This window comes from Bradyrhizobium zhengyangense, assembly GCF_022012435.1.
Lineage (GTDB): Bacteria > Pseudomonadota > Alphaproteobacteria > Rhizobiales > Xanthobacteraceae > Bradyrhizobium > Bradyrhizobium zhengyangense.
Window position 1 is genome coordinate 424,410 of sequence record NZ_JAKLUA010000006.1, and the last position, 23,394, is coordinate 447,803.

Consider the following 23,394-nt stretch of genomic DNA (forward strand, 5'->3'; position numbering starts at 1 on the left):
GGGAACCACTCCAGCATGTGGCGGGCGCTCTTTTTGGCTTTGATGACTGGCGTGGCGGCGTGGGGATTGAGTGAGTCCGCGCGCGCCCAGACGACGCAACCGGCGCCGAAGGCGGCGGCAAAGCCGGCCGCGACGGCCGCCAAGACGGCAACCAAAACGGCAGCCAAGCCCGAGAGCAAGCCGGCGACCCCCGCCGCGGCCGTTGCGGGTGGCGCGGAGCCGACGCTGATCGGCCAGTTCGGCACCTGGGGCGCCTATGCGGCGACACCCAATGGCAAGAAGGTCTGCTTTGCGCTGGCAAAGCCCTCCTCGTCGAAGACAAATCCGCCGAACCGGCCGCGCGATCCCGCCTATGCCTTTGTCTCGACCCGGCCGGCCGAGAAGGTGAACAACGAAGTGTCTGTCATGATCGGCTACGCGCTGAAGCCGGGCTCGGAATCGACGGTCGAGGTCGGCGGCGCCTCCTTCGCGATGTACACGCAGGGCGACGGCCTCTGGATCAAGAATGCGGCCGAAGAGGAGCGGATGGTGGAAGCCATGCGCAAATCCGCCGATCTCGTGGTCAAGGGCACCTCGGCCAAGGGCACGGAGACGACCGATACGTTCTCGCTGAAGGGTCTCGCCCAGGCCCTGGACAAGATTGCGCAGGATTGCCGGCATTAAGGCTGCGGGCGGGAAGGTCGCAATCGGCGGACCCGGTTGCTATATAAGGCCGGTTCCAGATTTTCTTTCGTCATTCCGGGACGATGCGCAGCATCGAGCTCGGAATCTCGAGGTTCCGGGTTCGACGCTTCGCGCCGCCCCGGAACGACAACATCATCAGGCCTATTCAATGCAACCGACGACCGAGCCGCGCGACGCAATCCTGGTGGAGAAGACTCCGCTCGAAACCTATGTGCCGCCGGCCAAGCCGTCGCTGATCGGGCTGTCGCGCGCCGAGCTTGCCGATCGCCTCGGCGAGATCGGCGTCGCACCGGCGCAGCGCAAGATGCGCGTGCAGCAGCTCTGGCACTGGCTCTATTTCCGCGGCGCCCAGAGCTTCGACGACATGACCTCGATCTCGAAGGGCATTCGCGCCGAACTCGCCCAGCATTTCACCGTCGATCGACCCGAAGTCGTGGCCGAGCAGATCTCCAACGACGGCACCCGCAAATGGCTGCTGCGGCTGCCGAGCGGCGACAATGTCGAGAAGGCGCATGAAGTCGAGTGCGTCTACATCCCCGAGACCGATCGCGGCACGCTCTGCGTCTCCTCGCAGGTCGGCTGCACGCTGAACTGCTCGTTCTGCCATACCGGCACGCAGCGCCTGGTGCGCAACCTCACCGCCGGCGAGATCGTCGGCCAGATCATGGTCGCGCGCGATCGCCTGAACGATTGGGCTGACCGCGAGGACGGCACGCGCCGCGTCACCAACATCGTGATGATGGGGATGGGCGAGCCGCTCTACAATTTCGACGCGGTGCGCGATGCGCTTTTGATCGTCGGCGACAACGAGGGCATCGGCATTTCCCGCCGCCGCATCACGCTGTCGACCTCCGGCGTGGTCCCGAACATCGTGCGTGCCGGCGAGGAGATCGGCGTCATGCTCGCGATCTCGCTGCATGCGGTGCGCGACGAGCTACGCAACGAGCTCGTGCCGCTCAACCGCAAATATCCGATCAAGGAATTGCTGCAGGCCTGCCGCGACTATCCCGGTGCCTCGAACGCCCGCCGCATCACCTTCGAATACGTGATGCTCAAGGGCGTCAACGATTCGCTCGACGATGCAAAGCTGCTGGTGAAGCTGCTCAAGGGCATTCACGCCAAGATCAATCTGATCCCGTTCAATCCCTGGCCCGGCACGGCCTATGAATGCTCGGACTGGGACCAGATCGAAAAATTCTCCGAATACATCTTCAACGCCGGCTATTCCTCGCCGGTGCGCACCCCGCGCGGCCGCGATATCCTCGCCGCCTGCGGCCAGCTCAAGTCGGAGACGGAAAAGCTCTCGGCACGCGAGCGCCAGGCGCTACGCGCCATGGCGATGACGGATTGAGGATGACCGTCCGCGCTCTCGCATCCCTGTCATTGCGAGCGCAGCGAAGCAATCCAGAGTCTTTCCGCGGCGGCAGTCTGGATTGCTTCGCTGCGCTCGCAATGACGACTACGGTGGCTTTCCCCGCATGTCCCTGATCGGCCGCCTCATCGTGATCTTCTTCGGCTTTCTCGCCGCCTGCTTCGTCGGCGGCATGATCGTCGTCGGTGCGCTGCTGTTTCCGGAGTTTTCCGATCTCGGTGCGGGTCCGGTCGATCAGGGCGCGATCGACATCCTGCTCGGCTTCGGCTTCATCTTCGTCTCGGGTTTCGCGCTGGTGCCGGCGGCGGTGATCGTTGCGATCACCGAGGCGCTCTACATCCGCAGTGCGCTTGCCTATGCGGTCGGCGGTGGCCTTGTCGGGCTCGCCTGCTATCTCGGCCTCATCCCGTTCCATCCTGATACGTTTCAGTTCGAAGGCATCGTGCGCCGGCATCTGGAGATCATGACCGGCGCGGGCATCGTCGCCGGTGTCGTTTACTGGCTGATCGCCGGCCGCAATGCCGGCGCCTGGCGCATCCCGCCGGCCCCGCTCCGGCCGCCTCCGCCGCTGCCGTCGAATTCGCGGCCGGATGTGCGGTGAAAGGGTTTCCATCCCCACCCCACTCCGCTAAACCGCGCGTCATGAACCGGACTGGACTCTTCATCGCCCTGGCGCTGTGGCTCGTGATCGGCGTCGTCTTCGGCCTCTATCCCGAGCTCGATCTCAAGCTCGCCGCGTTGTTCTTCGATCCCGCGACAAAGACCTTTCCGCTCAAGCTGAACGACTGGGCCGGGATCGCGCGAGATGCGGCGGTGTGGGTGTCCTGGGCGTTCGTGCTGCCGTCGCTGATCGCGCTGGTGGTCAAGATGATCAGGCCCGACCGTCCCCTGATGGTGTCGGGACGCGCGATCGTATTCCTGCTGGTCACGATCATCATGTCGGCGGGCATTCTCACCAACCTCACCTTCAAGTCCTATTGGGGCCGGCCGCGGCCGGTGGTGGTGACCGAGTTTGCCGGCGATCAGCAGTTCGTGGCGTGGTGGGATCCGCGCGGCGATTGCGAACGCAATTGCTCGTTCTTCTCCGGCGAAGGCGCGACCGCGTTCTGGACGCTGGCGCCCGCTGCCCTGGCACCGCCGGCGTGGCGGCCGCTCGCCTATGCGGGCGCGGTGGTGTTCGGTCTCACGACCAGCGGGCTCCGCATGGCCTTCGGCGGCCACTTCTTCACCGATGTCGCAACCGCCGGCCTCGTCACCTTCGTCGTGATCTGGTTCGGTTTCGCGCTGATCTACCGCTGGCCGCGGACCCGGTTTTCGGACGAGGCGGTCGATGCGGCCCTGACCCGGCTGAACATGCCCGCCTACCGGCTCCGCAAGCGCCTGTTCGGCCGCAAGACCGGTCCCGCACCCTCGATTTGAGCCATTAAATGGGTGCCGAGGCGTGCGAAATTTGATATTCGCGCGGTCACGCCACCCCAGCCAATAGCCCCCTGAGACCCGATTGGAAGCCCCATGACCACGATCCTGAAAAGCCTGCCCAAGGGCGAGAAAGTCGGCATCGCTTTTTCGGGCGGCCTCGACACGTCGGCGGCGCTGCTCTGGATGAAGCAGAAGGGCGCGCGCTGCTACGCCTATACCGCCAATCTCGGCCAGCCCGATGAGGCCGACTACAACGAGATCCCGCGCAAGGCCGAAGCGTTCGGCGCCGAGAACGCCGTGCTGGTCGATTGCCGCACGCAGCTGGTGCACGAAGGCATCGCCGCGATTCAGTCCGGCGCCTTCCACATCTCGACCGGCGGCATCACCTATTTCAACACCACGCCGCTGGGACGCGCGGTGACCGGCACGATGCTGGTCGCGGCGATGAAGGAAGACGGCGTCAACATCTGGGGCGACGGTTCGACCTTCAAGGGTAACGACATCGAGCGCTTCTATCGCTACGGCCTGCTGACCAATCCAAGCTTGCGCATCTACAAGCCCTGGCTCGACCAGCAGTTCATCGACGAGCTCGGCGGCCGCGCCGAGATGTCGGCGTTCATGACCGCGCAGGGCTTCGCCTACAAGATGAGCGCCGAGAAGGCGTATTCGACCGACAGCAATCTGCTTGGCGCCACGCACGAGGCCAAGGATCTCGAAAGCCTCGACAGCGGCATCAAGATCGTCAACCCGATCATGGGCGTGCCGTTCTGGCGCGACGATTGCGTCGTCAAGGCCGAGAAGGTCGTCGTGCGCTTCGAGGAAGGCCAGCCCACCGCGCTGAACGGCAAGACCTTCAGCGATCCCGTTGCGCTGTTCCTCGAAGCCAATGCCATCGGCGGCCGCCACGGCCTCGGCATGAGCGACCAGATCGAGAACCGCATCATCGAAGCCAAGAGCCGCGGCATCTACGAGGCGCCCGGCATGGCGCTGCTGCACATCGCCTATGAGCGTCTCGTCACCGGCATCCACAACGAGGACACGATCGAGCAGTATCGCATCAGCGGCATGCGCCTCGGCCGCCTGCTCTATCAGGGCCGCTGGTTCGACTCGCAGGCTTTGATGCTGCGCGAGACCGCGCAGCGCTGGGTCGCGCGCGCCGTTACCGGCGAGGTCACGCTGGAGCTGCGCCGCGGCAACGACTACTCCATCCTCAACACCGAGAGCCCCAACCTCACCTATGCGCCTGAAAGGCTCAGCATGGAGAAGGTCGAGGACGCCGCCTTCACGCCGGCCGATCGCATCGGTCAGCTCACCATGCGCAATCTCGACATCGCGGATACCCGCACCAAGCTCGGCCTCTATTCGAAGACCGGCCTGCTGTCGGGCAGCGAAGGCTCGCAGATCTTCAAGCTCGAGAGCGACAAGGGCTGAGGCCCACGCCACGAATGCACGACGTGTCGCGCCATCGCGGGTAACAACCAAAACAAAAATGGCCGGGATCGATCCCGGCCATTTTCTTTTTTCGATGTTCTTATTGGCGCGGCGGAGGCGGCGGCGCTGCGTTGGCCTGGCCGCCATTGAGCAGCGGCGTGATGCGGCGGACGGTGACGCGCCGGTTGATCAGGCTCGGGCCGTCGGTCTGCTCCTTCAGGTACTGCTTGCCGTAGCCCTGCGAGGTCAGGTTTTCCGCGGGCACATTGAACTGCTGCGTCAGCAATTCGGCCGCCGCCTGCGCCCGGCGATCCGACAGCGACAGATTGTCGACGTCGTTGCCGACCGCGTCGGTGTGGCCCTCGATCAGGAACACCTCCTGCGGGTTGGCCTGGATCGCCTGGTTGATACCGTCGGCGATCACCTGCAACCGCGCCGCCTGGTCCGGCGGAATGGTCCACGATCCCGTCGCGAAGTTGATCGTGTTGACGTCGATGCTCGGCATCTGCATGCGAACGTTCGGCGAGTAGCGGATCTCGTCGAGCGAGTAGCGGCGATCGATCCGCTGCACCGGCGGGGCCCGCATGGTCTCGTAGATCACGTCCGGCGAGGCTTCCTGGGCGTCGACGATGTAGCGATCATAGGGGATGCTGACCACCGGCGGCGGCACGTCGACATAGAAGCCGCCGACCGCCCGCGGATCGCGGTAGGTGTTGTCGATGATCACGATCTCACGCCCGCGCTGATCCCTGCGGATACGGCGCATCAGACTGCCGTCCGGACCGACCACCGTGATGATTTCGGTGCCATCAGGACGGATCACGACGGTGCGGGTTTCGCCGCCGATCGTCTCGGTGCGGATATCGCGGGCGCCGTAGCGGAAGCGATAGAGATCGTTGCCACGGACATATTCCTGCCCGCCCGGGTCGCGGATGATGATGCGATCCGGCTCGGTGTAGATGGTGCGGCCGCCTTCGACGACCTCCTGCCGCTGGTTGCGGTAGTCGGCGATGGTGGCGCCGATCACGGCACCGGCCACGACGCCCGCACCGATGGCCAGCGGCGTCAGGTCACGCTGCGGCGGACGCGGCGGCGGCGGCAGTGGCGTGGTGGTCGTCGGTGCCGCGCGGAAGGCCGAACTGACTGTCGGCGGAGCGTTCTGCGCCTTGTTGGGCGGGACCGTGGCGGCCGCCGAACCAGGGACGACAGACGGCGCTGCTGCGCCAGCGGGTGGCGCGGGTGGTCGGGGCGGGACGCCTGCCTGCGGCGATGCAGGCGTTGTGCCGGCAGCAGGCGCGCCTGCGGGCGGCGCTCCACCCTGACGTCCGGGAAGCGGCGTCGCGCCGCCGGGCGCCGGCGTTGCTGTTGGAGTCGGGGTTGGAGCCGTTCCTGCGGCCGGCGGAGCGCCGGGACGTCCGGGCGGCGTTTTGCCAGGCGCTGGCGTTGCTGATGGCGTGGGTGTGGCTGTCGGGGTCGGAGACGGCCGGGCCGCCGGCACTGCAGGTGTCGGCGTCGGCGCAGGCGTGGCTGTCGGGGCCGGAGACATCGGCCGAGCCGCGGGCGTTGCGGGCGTCGGCGTTGGGGCAGGCGTAGCCGTCGGCGCAGGCGTTGCCATGGGCCGGGCCGCGGACGGCGGTGTGGTTGGGGGTGGCGGAGGTGTTGGTGTTGCGGCCGGACGAGCCGGGGTCGCGGTCGGCGCCGGGAGCGGTGCAACGGGAGCGTGCTGCTGCGGAGGCGGCGGCGGCGGCGGCGTCGGGGCGTGCTGCTGCGGCGGTGGAGGCGGGGGCGGTGTCGGCGCATGCTGCTGCGGAGCCGCAGCCGGAGGCGGCGTCGGCGGCTTGGGTGCAGCAGGCGGCGGCGGGGGCGGTGGCGGTGCCTGATGGGTCGCGGGCGGCGGAGGAGGCGGCGTCGGGCGCGCGGGTGCGGCAGCCGGCGGAGGCGCGGCGGGCGGATGCGGCGGTGCAGCCGCCGGGGGCGGTGCGGCCGGGGGCTTGGGCGCAGCAGGCGGCGGTGGGGGAGGCGGCGTTGCCGGGCGCGCGGCGGGCGGCGGTCCCTTTGGCGCTTCCTTCGGAGGCTGCTTCGGTTTTCCGTCAGGGCCCGTCTCCGGTTGGGCCTGTGCGACTACGAGCGGCGGCGCGCTTTGCGCATGAGCTGCGGAGCCTGCAAATTGCATCGCGGTCAGGGCCGTCGTGGCGAGCAGCACGAAACGAAGGTTGGTCATGTGGTTGAACTTCCCCGGAAGGTTCTTTGACGATGTGAAGTGGGGTGATGAACAGCTACGCGTTAGGCCGGATTGTGGCGGGCGAAGATATTGCGTCGCGATTTATTTCTGCATGCAAATCATGTCACGAGAACAACGTTCATTACGCATTCAGGCGTGAGTCGCAATCGCCTCACATGTGATTGCTCTCGTATCATATGTAACGCCTGCGACGAATTAGCATCCGTCGCGGGATTCGGTGCGAGCGGACCGTTCGGTCCGCGCGACGGAATCTCTTCTGGGATGCGGCCGGGCAATTCATCGGGCCGCGGTGATTCGCCGGGCTCGTGTACCGGCGGCGCGATTTCAGGCTGCGGATTGCCCGGCGGAATGCCGGGCGGCGGCTCGGTCGGCGTGCCGGGTGTCGATGGCGGTATCTCGGGCGGTTCAATCGGCATCGGCATCATCGAGATCAGTTGTCGGGAGAACGACAACGATGATGCCGCGCCGATGTTCCGGGAGCATGATCCGGAAAAGTGCCTGGCGGTTTCCCCTCGCAACAAACGCGGAACGCGTTTGCGCGGAGATCATGCTCAAATAACACCGTCGTCCTATTCCGGCGCGTGGCAGACGGCCTCGATGTTGTGCCCGTCGAGGTCCAGCACAAAGGCGCCGTAATAGTTCGCGTGATAATGCGGACGGATGCCGGGCGGCCCGTTGTCGCGGCCGCCTGCTGCCATCGCAGCCTTGTAGAACGCGTCGACCGTGGCGCGGTCTTTCGCCGATATCGCGACATGCACCGGCTTGTTCATCGCGCCTTTGCCGTCGATCCAGAAATCCGGCTTGCCGCCGGCGCCAAAGCCCGCGGCCGCGGCGTGACCCGTCTGCGCTTCCGTCACTTCCATGATCAGGCTGTAATCGAGCGGCGCCAGCGCCTTGCTGTAAAACGTTTTCGCAGCCTCATAGTCGGAGACGGAGAGGCCAAGGTGATCGATCATTGTATCCTCCGTGGTTTAGCGTGACAGGAATGTATTGCTGCGCGTCTTGCGCGCGACGGTAAAGCCGCGCGCGACCATGTCAGCGATACAATCCTGCTGCCATTCGTTTTGTGACAGATGCTCGATCACGACCGCGCGCGGCCACAGCGTTGGCGGCGCGTCGCGAAAGAAGCCGATCAGCACGCGGTCCTCAAAGCCCTCGACGTCGATCTTGAGCGAATCGACCTGGGTCACGCCGGCCTCGTCCAGAATACGCGTGAGCCGCAGCGCCGGCACCTTGATGGCTTCCGTGCTCGCCGCGCCGGTCGCGACATGCGTGGCGCCAAGATTGCCGCCGCCGCTCTCGATCATCAGCTCGCCGTCGGCGTCGCCCGCGGCGGCTTGCACAAGGCGAACCTGCGTCGCTTTCGATGCGGCATGGTTGAACGAGAGACGGCCGAAGGTGAGGGGATGCGGCTCGATCGCGACAACCTTGCCTGATGGCCCGACCTGCCGCGCCATCACCAAAGCAAACGTGCCGACATTGGCGCCAACGTCGACGAACGTGCCGCCACCAGGCGTATGCCGACGCAGGAAGTCGAGCTCGTCGATATTATAGTCGGGGTTGAACAGCGCGCCGCGCTCGGTGGCGCTGCCCTGGTGGTAGAGGCGGAACGAAGCGCCCTGGTATTGCACGTCGATCGGTCCGCTGCGCAGCAGATTGACCAGTCGCGACATCCAGGGCCGGAACGCGCCGCGCTTCAGCCCTGACCCCTGCACGAGGCTGATGATCGCGGCCTGCGCTGCGTTCGGCGCAAACGCGCCGAATGGCGCGGTCGAAAGGGTGGTGTCGGGCGTCAAGCAGGCGGTCCTCGTTGCAGGCGGCGCATGCATAGCCGGTTTTGCCGGGGACTCCAACGGCGCTTACGCCGCCTTCTTCGCCGGTTTCCGTTGCCGCAAGAACCGCCCGAGCAGCTTGCGCTTGCCCTTGCGCGGGATCAGGTCGATGTCGCTGACGAGCTTGGCGCCGCCCTTGTGGCGCTCCAGCACGATCTTGCGGCTGTGGAAGGCCTCCAGCTCGACACGATGCGCGACGCTGACGATGGTTGCCTTCGGCAGCTCGTCGGTGACCATCTGCATCATCTTGTCCTGGCTCTTCTCGTCGAGCGCCGAGGTCGCTTCATCCAGCACGACGATGTCGGGGTCGTGCAGCAAGAGCCGCGCGAAGGCGAGGCGCTGTTTCTCGCCGCCTGACAGCGTCTGGTCCCAAGGTCCTTCCTCCGCGATCTTCTCGTTGAGATGGTCGAGGCCGACCTTGTGCAGGGCCTCGCCGATCTCCTCGACAGTCCAGTCCTCCTCGGCGCCGGGATAGGCGACCGCGCGGCGCAGACTGCCTGAGGGCACATAGGGCCGCTGCGGCAGCATGAACAGCCGCCGGTCGGGATGGAAATTGACGCTGCCGCCGCCCCATGGCCACAGGCCTGCGATGGCACGCACCAGCGTGCTCTTGCCGGTGCCGGATTCGCCGGCGACCAAGAGCCGCTCACCGGGCTCGACGACCACCTCGGTCTCGCCGACCACGGCGGTGCCGTCGTCGAGCGTGACGGAGAGGTCGTGCAGCTCCAGCATCGCATCGTTGCTGGTTTCGCCGCGCTTGATGCGGCCGAGGCCGTCGCCCTGCTCGGCGCGCTCGAGGCCGTCGAGCGACATCATCAGCGAGGCGATGCGGCGCGCGCAGGCGTTCCAATCGGCGAGCCGCGGATAATTGTCGACCAGCCAGCCGAACGCGCTCTGCACGATGGTGAAGGCCGAGGCCGCCTGCATCACCTGCCCGAGGCTCATGCTGCCGTCGAGGAATTTTGGCGCGCAGAGCAACAGCGGTACCACAGGTGCAACGAGGCTCGAGCCCTGCGACACCAGCGTGGTCCGCATGTGTTGCCCTGCGAGCCGCGCCCATTGCCTGAGCACGCTGGTGAAATGGCGGTCGATGCCGCCGCGTTCTTCCTCCTCGCCGCCGAGCAGCGCGATGCTCTCGCCATTCTCGCGCACGCGCGTCAGCGTGTAGCGGAAATCCGCCTCGGCCTGGTTCTTGTCCTCGGAGACCTGCACGAATTGGCGGCCGATCACCAGGATCGAGCCCGAGGCGATGGCCGCGTACAGCATCGCGGCGATCACGAGGAAGCCGGGAATGGTGATCGTGGAGCCGCCGAGCGTGACGGTGAGCGCGCCGCCGATGGTCCAGAGCACGACGATGAAGGTTGCGGCCGACAGCAGCGCCGAGGTCACGCCGGCGAGAAAATCGACCGGCGAGTCGGTCGCGATGCGCAGATCCTCCGCGATCCGGTATTCAGGGTTCTTGTGGTCGCCATCGACGAGGTTGAGCTGGTAGTAGCGGCCGTTGGCGAGCCAGCGTGTCAGTACGCTGCTGGTGAGCCAGGCGCGCCAGCGCCGCTGGATGCCCATCCGCGCAAACACCTGGACGACACCGAGCACGATGCTGCCGATGGCAAGCGGGAAGAACACGGCGGTCAGGTGGAAGACGGTGGTCGCATCGCGCTTCTCGATGGCGTCGAAGATCGCTCTGTTCCAGACATTGATGCCGTATTGGAAGCCGACGGTCAGGACGATCAGCACGACGAGGCCGATCGAAAAGGGCCAGGCGAGGCGGTCGCCCTTGCGGCTCCAGAAGCCCCGCGCGCTGATCCAGAAGCGGGTGAGGAGATAATCCTTGCGCGCCTGCTCGACCTCTTCGGGTGAAAGTTCGGGATCGGGCTCGAGCACTTCGGGCGGCGGCGGCGCGATCTCATCGCCGTTCTCGCCCTTGATGTCGACGATGGGCGGCTTCTTGGCCCCTTCACGCTTTCCGGCTGGTTTCTCCATGGCCGGGGTAACGCGAGTCAAATCAGCCGGTTCCCTCGGGTTCCGCGGCGCAGTCTACTCGGCGGCGCCGTCGCGCACCCGTTTCAGCCGCGCCGCGCGGTGCAGCACCCGCGACAGCTCCTCGATCGAATAGGGCTTTTGCACCAGCTCGAAGCCGGCGACGCCGTCCTGGGACAAAGCGTGGCTATAGCCCGTGGTCAGCACGATGGGGACGCTGATGCAGCGATCGCACATCGCCTGCGCCAGATCGAGCCCGGTCATCCCCGGCATCACGACATCGGAGAACACGACGTCGAAGCGATCCGCATCGCCGACCAGTTCAGTGAGCGCGTCGGTGGCGTTGTCGACCAGCGTGATGCTGTAGCCGAGCTCGGTCAGCCCGTCGGCGGCGAAATTGCCGAGTTCGATATTGTCTTCGACGACCAGCACCGACATGCCGCTGCCGGCGACGGCCGGGGCCGTGGTCGGCGCCTGGCTCCGGGGCAACAGATCGGCCGGCACGCGCGGCAGATAGAGCGAGAAGGTGCTGCCCTGGCCGACTTCGCTGAAGACGGTCACTTCGCCGCCGGATTGCCGGGCAAAGCCGAACACCTGCGACAGGCCGAGGCCCGTGCCCTGGCCGACCTGCTTGGTGGTGAAGAATGGCTCGAAGATGCGGCCCAATTGGGCCGCGGGGATGCCAATGCCGCTATCGCTGACGGTGACGCAGATGAATCCGGGATTTTTCAAGGTCTGGCTGCCGGAGAGATGCGCGAGCGTATCAGGCACGGATGTCACCGCGTGGACCGTGAAGACGATCCGGCCCTTGCCCTGCATGGCGTCGCGCGCGTTGGTCGCCATGTTGATGATGGCCGTCTCGAACTGGCCGGCATCGGCGCTGACAAGGCAGGGCTCGGTCGGCAGCTGCGTGACGATCTCGATCGCAGGTCCAAGCAGCGTGGCGAGCATGTCGCGCAGCGAGCGCATCCGGTCGCCGACATCGAACACTTCGGGCTTCAAGGTCTGGCGCCGCGCAAAGGCCAGCAATTGCGAGGTCAGCTTGGCCGCGCGCGCGACGGCCTCCCCGATCGCCGTGATGTAGCGCTGCCGCCGTTCCTCGCTCAGTTGCGGGCGGTTCAACAGATCGACCGAGGCGCGGATCACGGTCAGCAGGTTGTTGAAATCATGCGCGACGCCGCCGGTGAGCTGGCCCAGCGCCTCCAGCCGCTGGCTGTGCTTGAGTGCCTCCTCGGCCTCGTGCCGCTTGGCCGCTTCGAATTGGAGATGCTGCGTGCGGCGGAAGGCGAAGGCCAGCAGGATGAACAGCAGCGCGGTGGCGGGCACGCCGAACACCAGATGCTGGCTGATGGTCGCGAGCCAGCGCGCGCGGATCGCCGAGGTCTCGAGGCCGGCGCTGACATAGATCGGATATTCGGCGACCCGCCGGTAGCCGATGCGGCGCTCGATTCCGTCCGTCGGCCAGGCGATGGTCATCAGCCCATGATCGGGATGGGTTGCGATGCTGTGGCCGACCGGGCCGTTCGGATCGAGCCGGAAATCGCCGTCGAGCCGCGGCAGGTGCGCCAGCAGCACGCCGTCGGCGCGGCCCATCGCAAAGAAGGAGCCCGGATCGGTGCCGATCCTGGCGTAAAAGCTCTCGAAATATTCGGGCAGCACCGATGCCTGGATCACGCCGACGAAGCTGCCGTCGTCGGACGAGCGGCGGCGGCTGACGCCGAAGAAGCGCGCGCCCTGGTAGGGCAGGCGCGGCGTCAAGGTGGCGCCGATATAGGTGCCGATGCTCTGGTCGACATGGGCATAGAAATAGTCGCGGTCGGCAAAGCTCTGATCCGGTGGTGGCGAGGCCAGGCTGTTGACCAGCGCCTTTCCGTTGGCATCGAAGATCCAGGCTGATTTGAGCTGCGGCAGCGAGTCGGTGAGCTGCTTCAGGCGCTTGTGCAGCGCGCCTTCCCGCGACCGGATCGCGTCGTCCGGCAGGTCGCGCACGACCTCGTTCAGCTCGGCCAGGCTCCGGTCGATGGTCTCGAATACCTTGAGCGCGTGCTCATGTGCGACATCGAGCGTCCGCTCGATCTCGCGATCGGCGATATCAAGTGTCGAATTGTAGGAAATCGCGGAAGCGATGGCGAACAGCGCAATGGGCAGCGCCAGGGATGCCGCCATCATCCACTGCAGCAGTCTCAGCGAGTTGCGTTGTGCGCCCTGCACGGTCGCTCCGGTCCCCCGACCAGAGAGCTTACTTGAATCTCACGGGCGGAAGGAAGCGGCTTCTGGCGGAACCGGAGGTTGTAGTTCATTGACTCGCCCGTCCCGCGGGATGAGTCAATTTTGCGCAAAATCGTACCCCGGCTGCTCGGGCCGGGGTCGTCGCATCAAAAAGGCGCTAGATCTGGCGCTCGACCATCTTGAGCTTGAGCTCGGCGATGGCCTCGGCCGGGTTCAGGCCCTTCGGACAGGCCTTGGCGCAGTTCATGATGGTGTGGCAGCGGTACAGGCGGAACGGGTCCTCGAGATTGTCGAGCCGCTCGCCGGTGGCCTCGTCGCGCGAATCGGACACCCAGCGGTTGGCCTGGAGCAGGGCGGCGGGGCCGAGATAGCGGTCGCTGTTCCACCAATAGCTCGGGCAGGAGGTCGAGCAGCAGGCGCACAGGATGCACTCGTAGAGGCCGTCGAGCTTCTCGCGGTCCTCGTGGCTCTGGCGCCATTCCTTCTGCGGCGTCGGCGAGGTCGTCTTCAGCCACGGCTCGACGGAAGCGTATTGCGCGTAGAAATTGGTCAGGTCCGGGACCAGGTCCTTCACCACGGGCTGGTGCGGCAGCGGATTGATCTTCACCGCGCCGTCCTTCACGTCGTGCATGGAGCGGGTGCAGGCCAGCGTGTTCTGGCCGTCGATGTTCATGGCGCAGGAGCCGCAGACGCCCTCGCGGCAGGAGCGGCGGAAGGTCAGCGACGGGTCGATGTGGTTCTTGATCCAGATCAGGCCGTCCAGCACCATCGGACCGCAATCATTGACGTCGACATAATAGGTGTCGACGCTCGGATTCTTGCCGTCGTCGGGATTCCAGCGATAGACGCGAAACTCGCGCGTTTCGGTCGCGCCGGCGGGCTTCGGCCAGGTCTTGCCGCCAGTGATCTTGGAGTTCTTCGGAAGTGCGAATTCAACCATTTCGATAAAGCTTTCGCTGTTCGCTCAGTACACGCGCGCCGTTTAGTAAACGCGAGCTTTGGGCGGGATGTACTGCACGTCGTTGGTCATGGTGTAGTCGTGAACCGGGCGGTACTCGATCTTGACCTTGCCCTTGTTGTCGAGCCAGGCCAGCGTGTGCTTCATCCAGTTCTGGTCGTCGCGCGCGGAGAAGTCCTCGCGGGCATGCGCGCCGCGGCTCTCGGTGCGGTTCGCGGCCGAGTTCATCGTCACCACCGCCTGCGAGATCAGATTGTCGAATTCCAGGGTCTCGACGAGATCCGAATTCCACACCAGCGAGCGGTCGGACACGGCGATGTCGGTGATGCCGCTGTGGACCTTCTCGATCAGGTTCTGGCCTTCGCTCAGCACTTCGCCGGTGCGGAACACGGCGCAGTTGTTCTGCATCACGTGCTGCATACCTTCGCGCAGCTTTGCGGTCGGCGTGCCGCCGGAGGCGTAGCGATAATGGTCGAGGCGGCCGAGCGCGAGATCGGCCGAGTTCGCCGGCAGCTCGGGCTGCTTGGCGTTCGGCGTCAGCTTTTCGGCCAGACGCAGCGCCGCGGCGCGGCCGAACACGACGAGGTCGATCAGCGAGTTCGAGCCGAGGCGGTTGGCGCCGTGCACGGAGACGCAGGCTGCTTCGCCGATCGCCATCAGGCCGGGGATGACGGCGTTGTCGTCGCCATCCCGCTTGGTCAGTACTTCGCCATGATAGTTCGTGGGGATGCCGCCCATGTTGTAGTGCACGGTCGGCACGATCGGGATCGGCTCGCGCGTCACGTCGACATTGGCGAAGATCTTTGCGGATTCGGAGATGCCCGGCAGGCGCTCGGCGAGCACGGCGGGATCGAGATGGTCGAGATGAAGGAAGATGTGGTCCTTCTTCTTGCCGACGCCGCGCCCTTCGCGGATCTCGATGGTCATCGCGCGCGAGACGACGTCGCGCGAAGCGAGATCCTTTGCCGACGGCGCGTAGCGCTCCATGAAGCGCTCGCCTTCGGAGTTGACGAGATAGCCGCCTTCGCCGCGGGCGCCCTCGGTGACGAGACAGCCCGAGCCGTAGATGCCGGTCGGGTGGAACTGCACGAACTCCATGTCCTGCATCGGCAGGCCGGCGCGCAGCACCATGCCGCCGCCGTCACCGGTGCAGGTGTGCGCCGAGGTGCAGGAGGCATAGGCGCGGCCGTAGCCACCGGTGGCGAGGATCACGGTCTGGGCGCGGAAGCGATGCAGTGTGCCGTCGTCGAGCTTGAGCGCGATGACGCCGCGGCAGGTGCCCTGGTCGTCCATGATCAAATCGATGGCGAAGAACTCGATGAAGAACTCGGCCGCATGGCGCAGCGACTGGCCATACATCGTGTGCAGCATGGCGTGGCCGGTACGGTCGGCGGCGGCGCAGGTGCGCTGCGCCTGGCCCTTGCCGTAGTCCATGGTCATGCCGCCGAACGGGCGCTGGTAGATCTTGCCGTCTTCCGTGCGCGAGAACGGAACGCCCCAATGCTCGAGCTCGTAGACCGCGTCTGGCGCGTTGCGCACCATGTATTCGATCGCGTCCTGGTCGCCGAGCCAGTCCGACCCCTTCACGGTGTCGTACATGTGCCAGCGCCAGTCGTCCTTGTGCATGTTGCCGAGCGAAGCCGAGATGCCGCCCTGCGCCGCAACCGTGTGCGAGCGGGTCGGGAACACCTTGGTGATACAGGCCGTCTTCAGGCCGGCCTCGCTGCAGCCGACCACGGCGCGCAGGCCCGCGCCGCCGGCGCCGACCACGACGACGTCATAGGTGTGGTCTTCGATCGGATAGGCTTTGCCGTTGGTGCCGGGAGCGCCGTTGCCCTTGCCATTCGTCTCTGTGGCCATGGGTTACACTCCGGATGACAGTTTGAGGATCGCGTAGGTCGAGGCGAGCGCCACGGCGATCGAGAAGAAATTGTTGAGCATGATCGAGACGAGCTTCAGCTTCTCGTTATGAACGTAGTCCTCGATCACGACCTGCATGCCGATCTTCATGTGCCAGGCGCTGGCGAAGATGAAGAGCAGCAGGATCACGGCGATCGGCAGCGAGCCGAGGATCTGCGCGGCGCCGGCCTGGTTGCGGCCGAGCAGCATCATGATGATCACGATGACAGGGATCATCAGCAGCGTCATGGCGACGGCGGTGATGCGCTGGCGCCAGAAATCGGACGTGCCGGAATGCGCGGCACCGAGATTGCGGACGCGTCCGAGCGGGGTGCGCATGCTGCGCTTCGGCGTATCTGACACGCTCATCGTCCACCTCCGATCGCGTAGGCGATGATCCAGATCAGCACCGTCAGCGCGATGCCGCCGATCGCGGCGCCCCAGGTCAGCGCTTCGCGCTCATTGGCCTTGAAGCCGTAGCCGAGATCCCACACGAAGTGCCGGATGCCGCTGAGCATATGGTGCATCAGCGCCCAGGTGTAGCCGAACACGATCAGCCGGCCGATGATGCTGCCGGTGAAGGCCTGCACATTGGCGTAGGCGGCAGGGCCCGAGGCCGCCGCAACCAGCCACCAAACCAGCAGCAGCGTTCCGACATAGAGAGCGATACCAGTGGCGCGATGAACGATGGACAGCGCCATCGTCAACGTCCAGCGGTAGATTTGCATGTGTGGTGAAAGCGGTCGTTCGATCCGTGCGGTCATGGGCTTTTGATGTTTATGGCGGCCCAGCGGGGCGCGCGCGGGGATCGCGAAAGGTCGGCTCTATTTACGGAGTCGATTTCGCCTGCGCAATCACCAAATCGCCATAAATCGAACCGGCATTCAGCTCTACGACGTTGATGCAACAAGCCAATCAGTGGCTTGGTATACCAGAACGATGGTGCACCGACGAAGAAAAGAACATTAATTCATCTTTTGCGGTGACGGTCGAGGCGCATTGAAATTGCTATTGGAACGGCTCTAAGCCGCTGACTGGCGGTCATGGTTCGAACCAGTCAGTTCATGGCGCGTAGAGCGCGTGGACAAGCTCGCGTGCCACCGCCTATTTCCGCGAGACGCATCGATTTTCCACGAGGCGGCGGATATGCGCCGTCTGCAATCCACCCAAGACGGCCGGCGCAGCGTGTCGACCGCACAAACCGGATCGCCTACAGCTTCGCGCGCAGCTCGCCTCGTCGTGGGGATCGAACAAGTTGCGACAAGCTGCGGGGCAGGTCCTGATGATCGCAGGTCTTGATATCAAGGAGCTCGTCGAGCTCGCGCTGCTGCTGATTGCAGTCGGCGCGCTCTCCGGCTTTCTCGCCGGCGTGTTCGGCATCGGCGGCGGCGCGATTCTCGTGCCGGTGTTCTACGAATGCTTCCGCATCGCCGGCGTGCCGCTCGACGTGCGCATGCCGCTCTGCGTCGGCACCTCGCTCGCGGTGATCATCCCGACATCGATCCGCTCGTTCCAGGCGCATTACAAACGCGGCGCGGTCGACATGTCGATCCTGCGCGTGTGGTGGCTGCCGATCGTCATCGGCGTCGTCGCGGGAAGCGTCGTCGCGCGCTACGCGCCGGAGCGCTTGTTCAAGATCGTGTTCGTCGCCGTCGCCTATTCCGCTTCAGCGCGCCTTATCTTCGGACGCGAGACCTGGAAGCTCGGCGATGATTTGCCGAAGGGACCGTTGATGCGCGTCTACGGTTTCTGCGTCGGAATCCTGTCGACCCTGATGGGTATCGGCGGCGGCCTGTTCTCGAATCTCTTGATGACGTTCTACGGCCGCCCGATCCATCAGGCGGTCGCGACCTCGTCGGCGCTCGCCGTGCTGATCTCGATCCCCGGCGCGCTCGGCTACGTCTCTGCGGGATGGCCGGCCGCTGCGACGTATCCCAGCGTTGCTGCCCTGCAGATCCCCTTTGCGCTCGGCTACGTCTCGCTGATCGGCGCCGTGCTGGTGATGCCGATGAGCCTCGTGACGGCGCCGCTCGGCGTGCGCGCCGCGCATGCGATGTCGAAGCGCACGCTGGAAGTCGCGTTCGGGTGCTATCTGTTTATCGTCGGCAGCAGGTTTGTAATGAGTCTGGTGGGTGGCCAATAGCCGTTCGGCCGAAGCGCTTACCACACCCTCGGTGTCATTCCCCGCGAAGGCGGGGAATCCAGTATTCCAGAGACAGTAGTAATTGAGTCGAGGGGCCGCTGCGTACTGGATGCCCCGCCTTCGCGGGGCATGACAGTGCGTTGGGTAGTGGCGAGCTCTCATTATCGGAACAACATCGCAGTGGTCCGGAGAGCGCCTCCTCACTTCTTCGCGTAAATATCCTTGTAGTTATCCCGCAGCACGTTCTTCTGCACCTTGCCCATCGTATTCCGCGGCAGCTCGTCGACGACGAACACCCGCTTGGGCATCTTGAATTTGGCTAGCCGTCCGTCGAGCGCCTTCAGCACGGTGGCTTCGGTCACATCGGCGCCCTTGTTGCAAACCAGCACCGCCGTCACGCCCTCGCCGAAATCGGCATGCGGCACGCCGATCACGGCGGATTCGATCACGCCGGGCATGGCGTCGATCTCGGTCTCGATTTCCTTGGGGTAGACGTTGAAGCCGCCTGATATGACGAGATCCTTGCCCCGTCCGAGAATGTGGACGTAGCCCTTGTCGTCGATCTTGCCGAGGTCGCCGGTGATGAAGAAGCCGTCGGGGCGGAACTCCGACTTGGTTTTCTCCGGCATACGCCAGTAGCCTTTGAAAACGTTCGGGCCCCTGACCTCGATCATGCCGATTTCCTCACGCGGCAACTCCTTGCCGGTCTCGGGCTCGGTCACGCGCACGGAGACACCGGGCAGCGGGAAGCCGACCGCGCCGGGGATGCGCTCGCCGTCATAGGGATTCGACGTGTTCATGTTGGTTTCGGTCATGCCGTAACGCTCGAGCACGGCATGGCCGGTGCGCGCCGACCATTCGCGGTGGGTTTCGGCCAGAAGCGGCGCCGAGCCCGAGATGAACAGGCGCATGTGCTTGGTCGTCTCCTTCGAGAGGGAAGGATTCTGCAGCAAGCGCGTGTAAAAGGTCGGCACGCCCATCAGAACAGTTGAGCGGGCCATCAGCTTGATGATGAGATCAGGATCGAGCTTGGGCAGGAAGATCATCGACGCCCGCGCAAACAGCGTCACGTTGGTCGCCACGAACAGGCCATGGGTGTGATAGATCGGCAGCGCGTGGATCAGCACGTCCTTGTCGGTGAAGCGCCAATAGTCGACGAGCGAGAGCGAGTTCGACGCGAGATTGTCGTGGCTGAGCATCGCGCCCTTGGAGCGGCCTGTCGTGCCCGAGGTGTAGAGGATCGCGGCGAGGTCGTCGTTGGCCCGCGAGATCGTCGCGAATTCGTCGCTGGCCTTGGCGGCCGCGTCCGTCAGCGAGCCCTTGCCGTCAGCTCCGAGCGTCTCGACCTTGGCCTTCACCTTGGCGGCAATCGGGGCCAGCCCTTCGGCCTTGGAGGGATCGCAGACCACCAGCGACGGCTCGGCATCGCCGATGAAGTAGTCGAGCTCGTTGAGCGTGTAGGCGGTGTTCAGCGGCAGATAGACCGCGCCGGCTCTGACAGTGCCGAGATACAGCACGATATTGGCGACCGACTTATCGACCTGCACCGCGACACGGTCGCCGGGCTTCACGCCGCGCGCCACCAGCACATTCGCCATTTGGCCGGCCCGCGCGATCAGGTCGCCATAGCTGATCCGGTCGCCGTCCTGTGTCTCGATCGCGAGGCGCTTGGGATCGTCGAGGCCGTCAAACAGGCGGGAAAACAGGTTGGCGTTGGCTGCGTGGTTCATGCAAGATTTCCTCGACCGCAAGACTGACAAGGCCGGTCAAAACCGAGGGCTGGATTAGCAAAAACCGCCCCGAAGAAGCAACGGAGACAGTTTGCATGACCAAAAATGGGAAACGCGTGGCCTGGGTCACCGGCGGCGGCAGCGGGATCGGGGAGGCCGGCGCCGAGGCGTTGGCTGCCGACGGCTGGACGGTGGTGGTTTCGGGCAGGCGCAAAGACGCCCTGGATACCGTGGTTGCGAAGATCACCAAGGCGGGCGGGGTGGCTGAAGCCATCGCGCTGGACGTGTCTAACGCCGCCGAGGCCCAGAAGGCGGCCGATCAGATCGTCGCGAAGCACGGCCGCATCGACCTGCTCGTGAACAATGCCGGCATCAATGTCCCCAAGCGCAGCTGGAAAGACATGGAACTGGACGGCTGGGACAAGCTGGTCCAGGTCAATCTCAATGGCGTGCTCTATTGCATGCGCGCGGTGCTGCCGACGATGCGCAAGCAGCAGGACGGCTCGATCATCAACGTCTCGTCCTGGGCCGGCCGTCACGTCTCGAAGATGCCGGGCCCGGCCTACACCACGACCAAGCATGCGGTGCTGGCGCTGACCCATTCCTTCAACATGGACGAATGCGTCAACGGCCTGCGCGCCTGCTGCCTGATGCCGGGCGAGGTCGCGACCCCAATCCTGAAGCTGCGTCCGGTGGTGCCGAGCGAGGAAGAGCAGGCCAAGATGCTGCAGTCCGAAGATCTCGGCCGCACCATCGCGTTCATCGCCTCGATGCCGCCGCGCGTGTGCATCAACGAGCTCCTGATCAGCCCGACGCATAATCGCGGGTTCATCCAGACGCCGAACAACAGGGATTAGTCGTTCGTAGCCCGGATGGAGCGAAGCGCAATCCGGGACAAGTCGACCCGTATGCGACAGCCCCGGATTATGCTTCGCTCCATCCGGGCTACATCTTCACCCCCCACACGAACACGCCGCCCCATAGTTTCACCCATCACAATAAATTATTCCTCGAAACCCCCAAGCGAACCCTCCCGTAGTTCGGCCAACGACGCGCTGCTGCTTCACGTCAAACTGTCGCGGACGCCGTTGTTGCCCCAACGCAAAGGCCGGCCATCGCCGGTCATCATCGAAATCGGGAGTTTCTCCATGTCGAAGCGCATTGCCTATATCACCGCTGCTGCCTTCAGCGCCCTGGCTATCACCGCGACCGTCATCGCACCCGCCCGTGCCGAGGAAAAGACCGTCATGGTCGGCGGCGCCGCGATGTTCCCCTCGAAGAACATCGTCCAGAACGCCGTCAATTCGAAGGATCACACCACGCTGGTGGCGGCAGTGAAGGCGGCCGGCCTGGTGCCGACCCTGGAAGGAAAGGGCCCGTTCACGGTGTTCGCGCCGACCAATGCCGCCTTCGGCAAGCTGCCCGCTGGCACCGTCGACAATCTGGTCAAGCCCGAGAACAAGGCGACCCTGACCAAGATCCTCACCTACCATGTCGTGCCCGGCAAGCTCGAGGCCTCCGACCTCACCGATGGCAAGAAGCTGAAGACGGCCGAAGGCGAGGAACTCACCGTCAAGAAGCAGGACGGCAAGGTCTGGATCGTCGACGCCAAGGGCGGCACCTCGATGGTGACAATCTCCAACGTCAACCAGTCGAACGGCGTGATCCATGTGGTCGACACCGTGCTGATGCCGGCGACGTAACACCTGATACCCCGTTTCATCCCCGGAGGATGCGGCGAAACAGCGAGCCGGGGAGCCCCGGCTCGCTTTATTGTGACCACCATAGCCGGCAGGCATCGATTCGATGGCCGCCTGGTGTAACGAAAGCGGCCGGACCGGCGTATAATCGCTGACACACGACGTTCAGGACGGAACCACCATGTCGAGCCTTTCAGTGACCGACGAGGAGATCAGCGCCAAGCCCGCCAAGGCGATCCAGCCGGCCTGGGTCCGGGTCATGCACTGGACCAACGCGTTCGCCATGATCCTGATGATCATGTCGGGCTGGCAGATCTACAACGCCTCGCCGCTGTTCGACTTCCGTTTCTCCCACGACATCACGCTGGGCGGCTGGCTCGGCGGCGCGCTGCTCTGGCACTTTGCGGCGATGTGGCTGCTGATGGTGAACGGTCTCGCCTATCTCATCACCGGCTTCGCGTCCGGCCGCTTCCGCAAAAAATTGCTGCCGATCACGCCGTCAGGCGTGCTCCACGACGTCAGGGCGGCGCTGACGTTCAAGCTCGCCCATGACGATCTCACCGTCTACAATTACGTGCAGCGCGTGCTCTATGCCGGCATCATCGTCGTCGGCGTGCTGATCGTGCTCTCGGGCCTGTCGATGTGGAAGCCGGTGCAGCTGTACTACCTGGTCAAGCTGTTCGGCGATTATCCGACCGCGCGCTACGTCCATTTCTTCTGCATGGCGGCGATCTGCGCCTTCCTCGTCATTCACGTGCTGCTTGCGCTCTTGGTGCCGAAGAGCCTGCGCGCGATGATCATCGGTCGCTGATTAGGAGATCCACCATGGCCAAGCGTTCATTCCTGATCCCCGGCGTCGACAAGCGGCTGCTGATCAAGGACTCCCTCAAGGTGATGCCCGATCTCACCCGCCGCCGCTTCATCGCGGGTGGCGCCAGCATCGGTGCGCTGACGCTGCTCACCGGCTGCGACGTGGTCGATTCCTCATCCGCCGATGCGCTGCTCGCGAAGGTCTCGAAGTTCAACGACGCCGTGCAGGATTTCATCTTCAATCCTGATGCGCTGGCGCCGACCTTCCCCGAGAGCGCGATTACAAAGCCGTTCCCCTTCAACGCCTATTACGATCTCGACGACGCGCCCGATGTCTCGGCGGCGGATTGGAAGCTCGAGGTGCGCGGCCTCGTTGATAACAAGAAGTCGTGGACATTGGATGAGCTCTACAAGCTGCCGCAGTTCACGCAAATCACCCGTCACATTTGCGTCGAAGGCTGGAGCGCGATCGGCAGCTGGACCGGCACGCCCTTGCGCGATTTCCTGAAACTTGTCGGTGCCGACACGCGCGCCAAATATGTCTGGTTCCAGTGCGCCGACAAGGATGGCTACAACTCGCCCCTGGACATGCGCACCGCGCTGCATCCGCAGACGCAGATGACGTTCAAATATGCCAACGAGATTTTGCCGCGCGCCTACGGTTTTCCGATGAAGATCCGCGTGCCGACAAAGCTCGGCTTCAAGAACCCGAAATACGTGGTCTCGATGGAAGTCACCAACGACTACAAGGGCGGGTACTGGGAAGACCAGGGGTACAATTCGTTTAGCGGAAGCTGAGGCTTGCTCCGCTGCTGTAGGGTGGGCAAAGGCGCGCAGCGCCGTGCCCGCCATCTCTCTCGATCGCGAAAAATGCGTGGGCACGCTTCGCTTTGCCCACCCTTGTCTTAGCGCACCGGGCTAGAATGGCCTCGTTCCGTGAGGAATGGCCCAGCCCGGGTGGCCGC

General features: G+C 64.8%; 20 protein-coding genes and 1 pseudogene. 10 read left to right on the forward strand and 11 right to left on the reverse strand.

The genetic code is table 11. The features are described from left to right. The first annotated feature begins 15 nt into the window (after positions 1 to 15). The 5 genes from L6637_RS21430 to argG all read left to right on the forward strand — a co-directional run bounded on the left by L6637_RS21430 (position 16) and on the right by argG (position 4,906). On the forward strand, positions 16 to 663 hold the full coding sequence (locus L6637_RS21430) for an invasion associated locus B family protein (protein ID WP_237861147.1): 648 nt from the start codon (positions 16 to 18) through the stop codon (positions 661 to 663). Positions 664 to 832: 169 nt separating this feature from the next. Further along, on the forward strand, positions 833 to 2,035 hold the full coding sequence (gene rlmN, locus L6637_RS21435; protein WP_237861148.1) for a dual-specificity RNA methyltransferase RlmN: 1,203 nt from the start codon (positions 833 to 835) through the stop codon (positions 2,033 to 2,035). 127 nt (positions 2,036 to 2,162) lie between these two features. After that, positions 2,163 to 2,657, forward strand: a complete 495-nt coding sequence (locus L6637_RS21440; RefSeq protein ID WP_237861149.1) for a hypothetical protein — start codon at positions 2,163 to 2,165, stop codon at positions 2,655 to 2,657. 41 nt (positions 2,658 to 2,698) lie between these two features. Next, the gene (locus L6637_RS21445) at positions 2,699 to 3,475 is read left to right on the forward strand and encodes a phosphatase PAP2 family protein (protein ID WP_237871951.1); all 777 of its coding nucleotides are present in this window, start codon (positions 2,699 to 2,701) and stop codon (positions 3,473 to 3,475) included. A 93-nt stretch (positions 3,476 to 3,568) separates the two neighbouring features. Next, entirely contained in the window at positions 3,569 to 4,906 is a 1,338-nt protein-coding gene (gene argG, locus L6637_RS21450) for an argininosuccinate synthase (RefSeq protein WP_237861151.1), read from the forward strand. Positions 4,907 to 5,006: 100 nt separating this feature from the next. On the opposite strand, the gene L6637_RS21455 is transcribed toward argG, so the two are convergent. From L6637_RS21455 to sdhC, 10 genes and pseudogenes are all read right to left on the reverse strand, one after another. Then, complete coding sequence (locus L6637_RS21455; protein WP_237861152.1) at positions 5,007 to 7,127, reverse strand: OmpA family protein; 2,121 nt, start codon at positions 7,125 to 7,127, stop codon at positions 5,007 to 5,009. Between the two features lie 218 nt (positions 7,128 to 7,345). Further along, positions 7,346 to 7,564, reverse strand: a pseudogene (locus tag L6637_RS21460) (hypothetical protein); the annotation flags it as partial. A 153-nt stretch (positions 7,565 to 7,717) separates the two neighbouring features. Then, positions 7,718 to 8,104, reverse strand: a complete 387-nt coding sequence (locus L6637_RS21465) for a VOC family protein (protein ID WP_237861153.1) — start codon at positions 8,102 to 8,104, stop codon at positions 7,718 to 7,720. Positions 8,105 to 8,119: 15 nt separating this feature from the next. After that, positions 8,120 to 8,977, reverse strand: a complete 858-nt coding sequence (locus tag L6637_RS21470; RefSeq protein ID WP_237861154.1) for an FkbM family methyltransferase — start codon at positions 8,975 to 8,977, stop codon at positions 8,120 to 8,122. Between the two features lie 30 nt (positions 8,978 to 9,007). Then, complete coding sequence (locus L6637_RS21475) at positions 9,008 to 10,963, reverse strand: ABC transporter ATP-binding protein/permease (protein WP_237861315.1); 1,956 nt, start codon at positions 10,961 to 10,963, stop codon at positions 9,008 to 9,010. Between the two features lie 54 nt (positions 10,964 to 11,017). Then, on the reverse strand, positions 11,018 to 13,171 hold the full coding sequence (locus tag L6637_RS21480) for a hybrid sensor histidine kinase/response regulator (protein WP_237861155.1): 2,154 nt from the start codon (positions 13,169 to 13,171) through the stop codon (positions 11,018 to 11,020). 175 nt (positions 13,172 to 13,346) lie between these two features. Further along, a complete protein-coding gene (locus L6637_RS21485; RefSeq protein WP_057752396.1) occupies positions 13,347 to 14,129 on the reverse strand; it encodes a succinate dehydrogenase iron-sulfur subunit in 783 nt (260 codons plus the stop codon). 42 nt (positions 14,130 to 14,171) lie between these two features. Beyond that, complete coding sequence (gene sdhA, locus L6637_RS21490) at positions 14,172 to 16,007, reverse strand: succinate dehydrogenase flavoprotein subunit (RefSeq protein ID WP_237861156.1); 1,836 nt, start codon at positions 16,005 to 16,007, stop codon at positions 14,172 to 14,174. Between the two features lie 3 nt (positions 16,008 to 16,010). Continuing rightward, positions 16,011 to 16,415 (reverse strand): succinate dehydrogenase, hydrophobic membrane anchor protein, encoded by a 405-nt coding sequence (sdhD, locus tag L6637_RS21495; RefSeq protein WP_237861157.1) that lies wholly within the window; start codon positions 16,413 to 16,415, stop codon positions 16,011 to 16,013. Beyond that, a complete protein-coding gene (gene sdhC, locus L6637_RS21500; RefSeq protein ID WP_128949040.1) occupies positions 16,412 to 16,810 on the reverse strand; it encodes a succinate dehydrogenase, cytochrome b556 subunit in 399 nt (132 codons plus the stop codon). The genes sdhD and sdhC overlap by 4 nt, the downstream gene beginning before the upstream one ends. A gap of 518 nt (positions 16,811 to 17,328) precedes the next feature. Here sdhC and L6637_RS21505 point away from each other — a divergent pair. Next, on the forward strand, positions 17,329 to 18,189 hold the full coding sequence (locus tag L6637_RS21505; RefSeq protein ID WP_237861159.1) for a sulfite exporter TauE/SafE family protein: 861 nt from the start codon (positions 17,329 to 17,331) through the stop codon (positions 18,187 to 18,189). A gap of 200 nt (positions 18,190 to 18,389) precedes the next feature. Here the strand turns inward: L6637_RS21505 and L6637_RS21510 are convergent, their stop codons facing one another. Next, positions 18,390 to 19,919, reverse strand: a complete 1,530-nt coding sequence (locus tag L6637_RS21510) for a malonate--CoA ligase (RefSeq protein ID WP_237861160.1) — start codon at positions 19,917 to 19,919, stop codon at positions 18,390 to 18,392. A 95-nt stretch (positions 19,920 to 20,014) separates the two neighbouring features. On the opposite strand from L6637_RS21510, the gene L6637_RS21515 reads away from it, so the two are divergent. The 4 genes from L6637_RS21515 (at position 20,015) to L6637_RS21530 (ending at position 23,227) form a co-directional block, all read left to right on the forward strand. After that, positions 20,015 to 20,776 carry an SDR family oxidoreductase gene (locus L6637_RS21515; protein WP_237861161.1) on the forward strand — a complete coding sequence of 254 codons (762 nt, stop codon included), beginning with the start codon at positions 20,015 to 20,017 and terminating at the stop codon, positions 20,774 to 20,776. A 291-nt stretch (positions 20,777 to 21,067) separates the two neighbouring features. Then, the gene (locus L6637_RS21520) at positions 21,068 to 21,622 is read left to right on the forward strand and encodes a fasciclin domain-containing protein (protein WP_237861162.1); all 555 of its coding nucleotides are present in this window, start codon (positions 21,068 to 21,070) and stop codon (positions 21,620 to 21,622) included. Between the two features lie 178 nt (positions 21,623 to 21,800). Further along, entirely contained in the window at positions 21,801 to 22,430 is a 630-nt protein-coding gene (locus L6637_RS21525; protein WP_237861163.1) for a cytochrome b/b6 domain-containing protein, read from the forward strand. Between the two features lie 14 nt (positions 22,431 to 22,444). Continuing rightward, positions 22,445 to 23,227 (forward strand): molybdopterin-binding protein, encoded by a 783-nt coding sequence (locus tag L6637_RS21530; RefSeq protein ID WP_237861164.1) that lies wholly within the window; start codon positions 22,445 to 22,447, stop codon positions 23,225 to 23,227. Positions 23,228 to 23,394 lie beyond the last annotated feature (167 nt).

What these genes read in the sequence shown, in the direction of transcription:
- sdhD (WP_237861157.1), bottom strand. Translation starts at nt 16,415, where the DNA reads ATGAGCGTGTCAGATACGCCGAAGCGCAGCATGCGCACCCCGCTCGGA.
- L6637_RS21510 (WP_237861160.1), bottom strand. Translation starts at nt 19,919, where the DNA reads ATGAACCACGCAGCCAACGCCAACCTGTTTTCCCGCCTGTTTGACGGC.
- L6637_RS21430 (WP_237861147.1), top strand. Translation starts at nt 16, where the DNA reads ATGTGGCGGGCGCTCTTTTTGGCTTTGATGACTGGCGTGGCGGCGTGG.
- L6637_RS21470 (WP_237861154.1), bottom strand. Translation starts at nt 8,977, where the DNA reads ATGCATGCGCCGCCTGCAACGAGGACCGCCTGCTTGACGCCCGACACC.
- L6637_RS21530 (WP_237861164.1), top strand. Translation starts at nt 22,445, where the DNA reads ATGGCCAAGCGTTCATTCCTGATCCCCGGCGTCGACAAGCGGCTGCTG.
- L6637_RS21515 (WP_237861161.1), top strand. Translation starts at nt 20,015, where the DNA reads ATGACCAAAAATGGGAAACGCGTGGCCTGGGTCACCGGCGGCGGCAGC.
- sdhC (WP_128949040.1), bottom strand. Translation starts at nt 16,810, where the DNA reads ATGACCGCACGGATCGAACGACCGCTTTCACCACACATGCAAATCTAC.
- sdhA (WP_237861156.1), bottom strand. Translation starts at nt 16,007, where the DNA reads ATGGCCACAGAGACGAATGGCAAGGGCAACGGCGCTCCCGGCACCAAC.
- L6637_RS21485 (WP_057752396.1), bottom strand. Translation starts at nt 14,129, where the DNA reads ATGGTTGAATTCGCACTTCCGAAGAACTCCAAGATCACTGGCGGCAAG.
- L6637_RS21465 (WP_237861153.1), bottom strand. Translation starts at nt 8,104, where the DNA reads ATGATCGATCACCTTGGCCTCTCCGTCTCCGACTATGAGGCTGCGAAA.
- L6637_RS21445 (WP_237871951.1), top strand. Translation starts at nt 2,699, where the DNA reads ATGAACCGGACTGGACTCTTCATCGCCCTGGCGCTGTGGCTCGTGATC.
- L6637_RS21455 (WP_237861152.1), bottom strand. Translation starts at nt 7,127, where the DNA reads ATGACCAACCTTCGTTTCGTGCTGCTCGCCACGACGGCCCTGACCGCG.
- L6637_RS21520 (WP_237861162.1), top strand. Translation starts at nt 21,068, where the DNA reads ATGTCGAAGCGCATTGCCTATATCACCGCTGCTGCCTTCAGCGCCCTG.
- argG (WP_237861151.1), top strand. Translation starts at nt 3,569, where the DNA reads ATGACCACGATCCTGAAAAGCCTGCCCAAGGGCGAGAAAGTCGGCATC.
- rlmN (WP_237861148.1), top strand. Translation starts at nt 833, where the DNA reads ATGCAACCGACGACCGAGCCGCGCGACGCAATCCTGGTGGAGAAGACT.
- L6637_RS21525 (WP_237861163.1), top strand. Translation starts at nt 21,801, where the DNA reads ATGTCGAGCCTTTCAGTGACCGACGAGGAGATCAGCGCCAAGCCCGCC.
- L6637_RS21505 (WP_237861159.1), top strand. Translation starts at nt 17,329, where the DNA reads ATGATCGCAGGTCTTGATATCAAGGAGCTCGTCGAGCTCGCGCTGCTG.
- L6637_RS21440 (WP_237861149.1), top strand. Translation starts at nt 2,163, where the DNA reads ATGTCCCTGATCGGCCGCCTCATCGTGATCTTCTTCGGCTTTCTCGCC.
- L6637_RS21475 (WP_237861315.1), bottom strand. Translation starts at nt 10,963, where the DNA reads ATGGAGAAACCAGCCGGAAAGCGTGAAGGGGCCAAGAAGCCGCCCATC.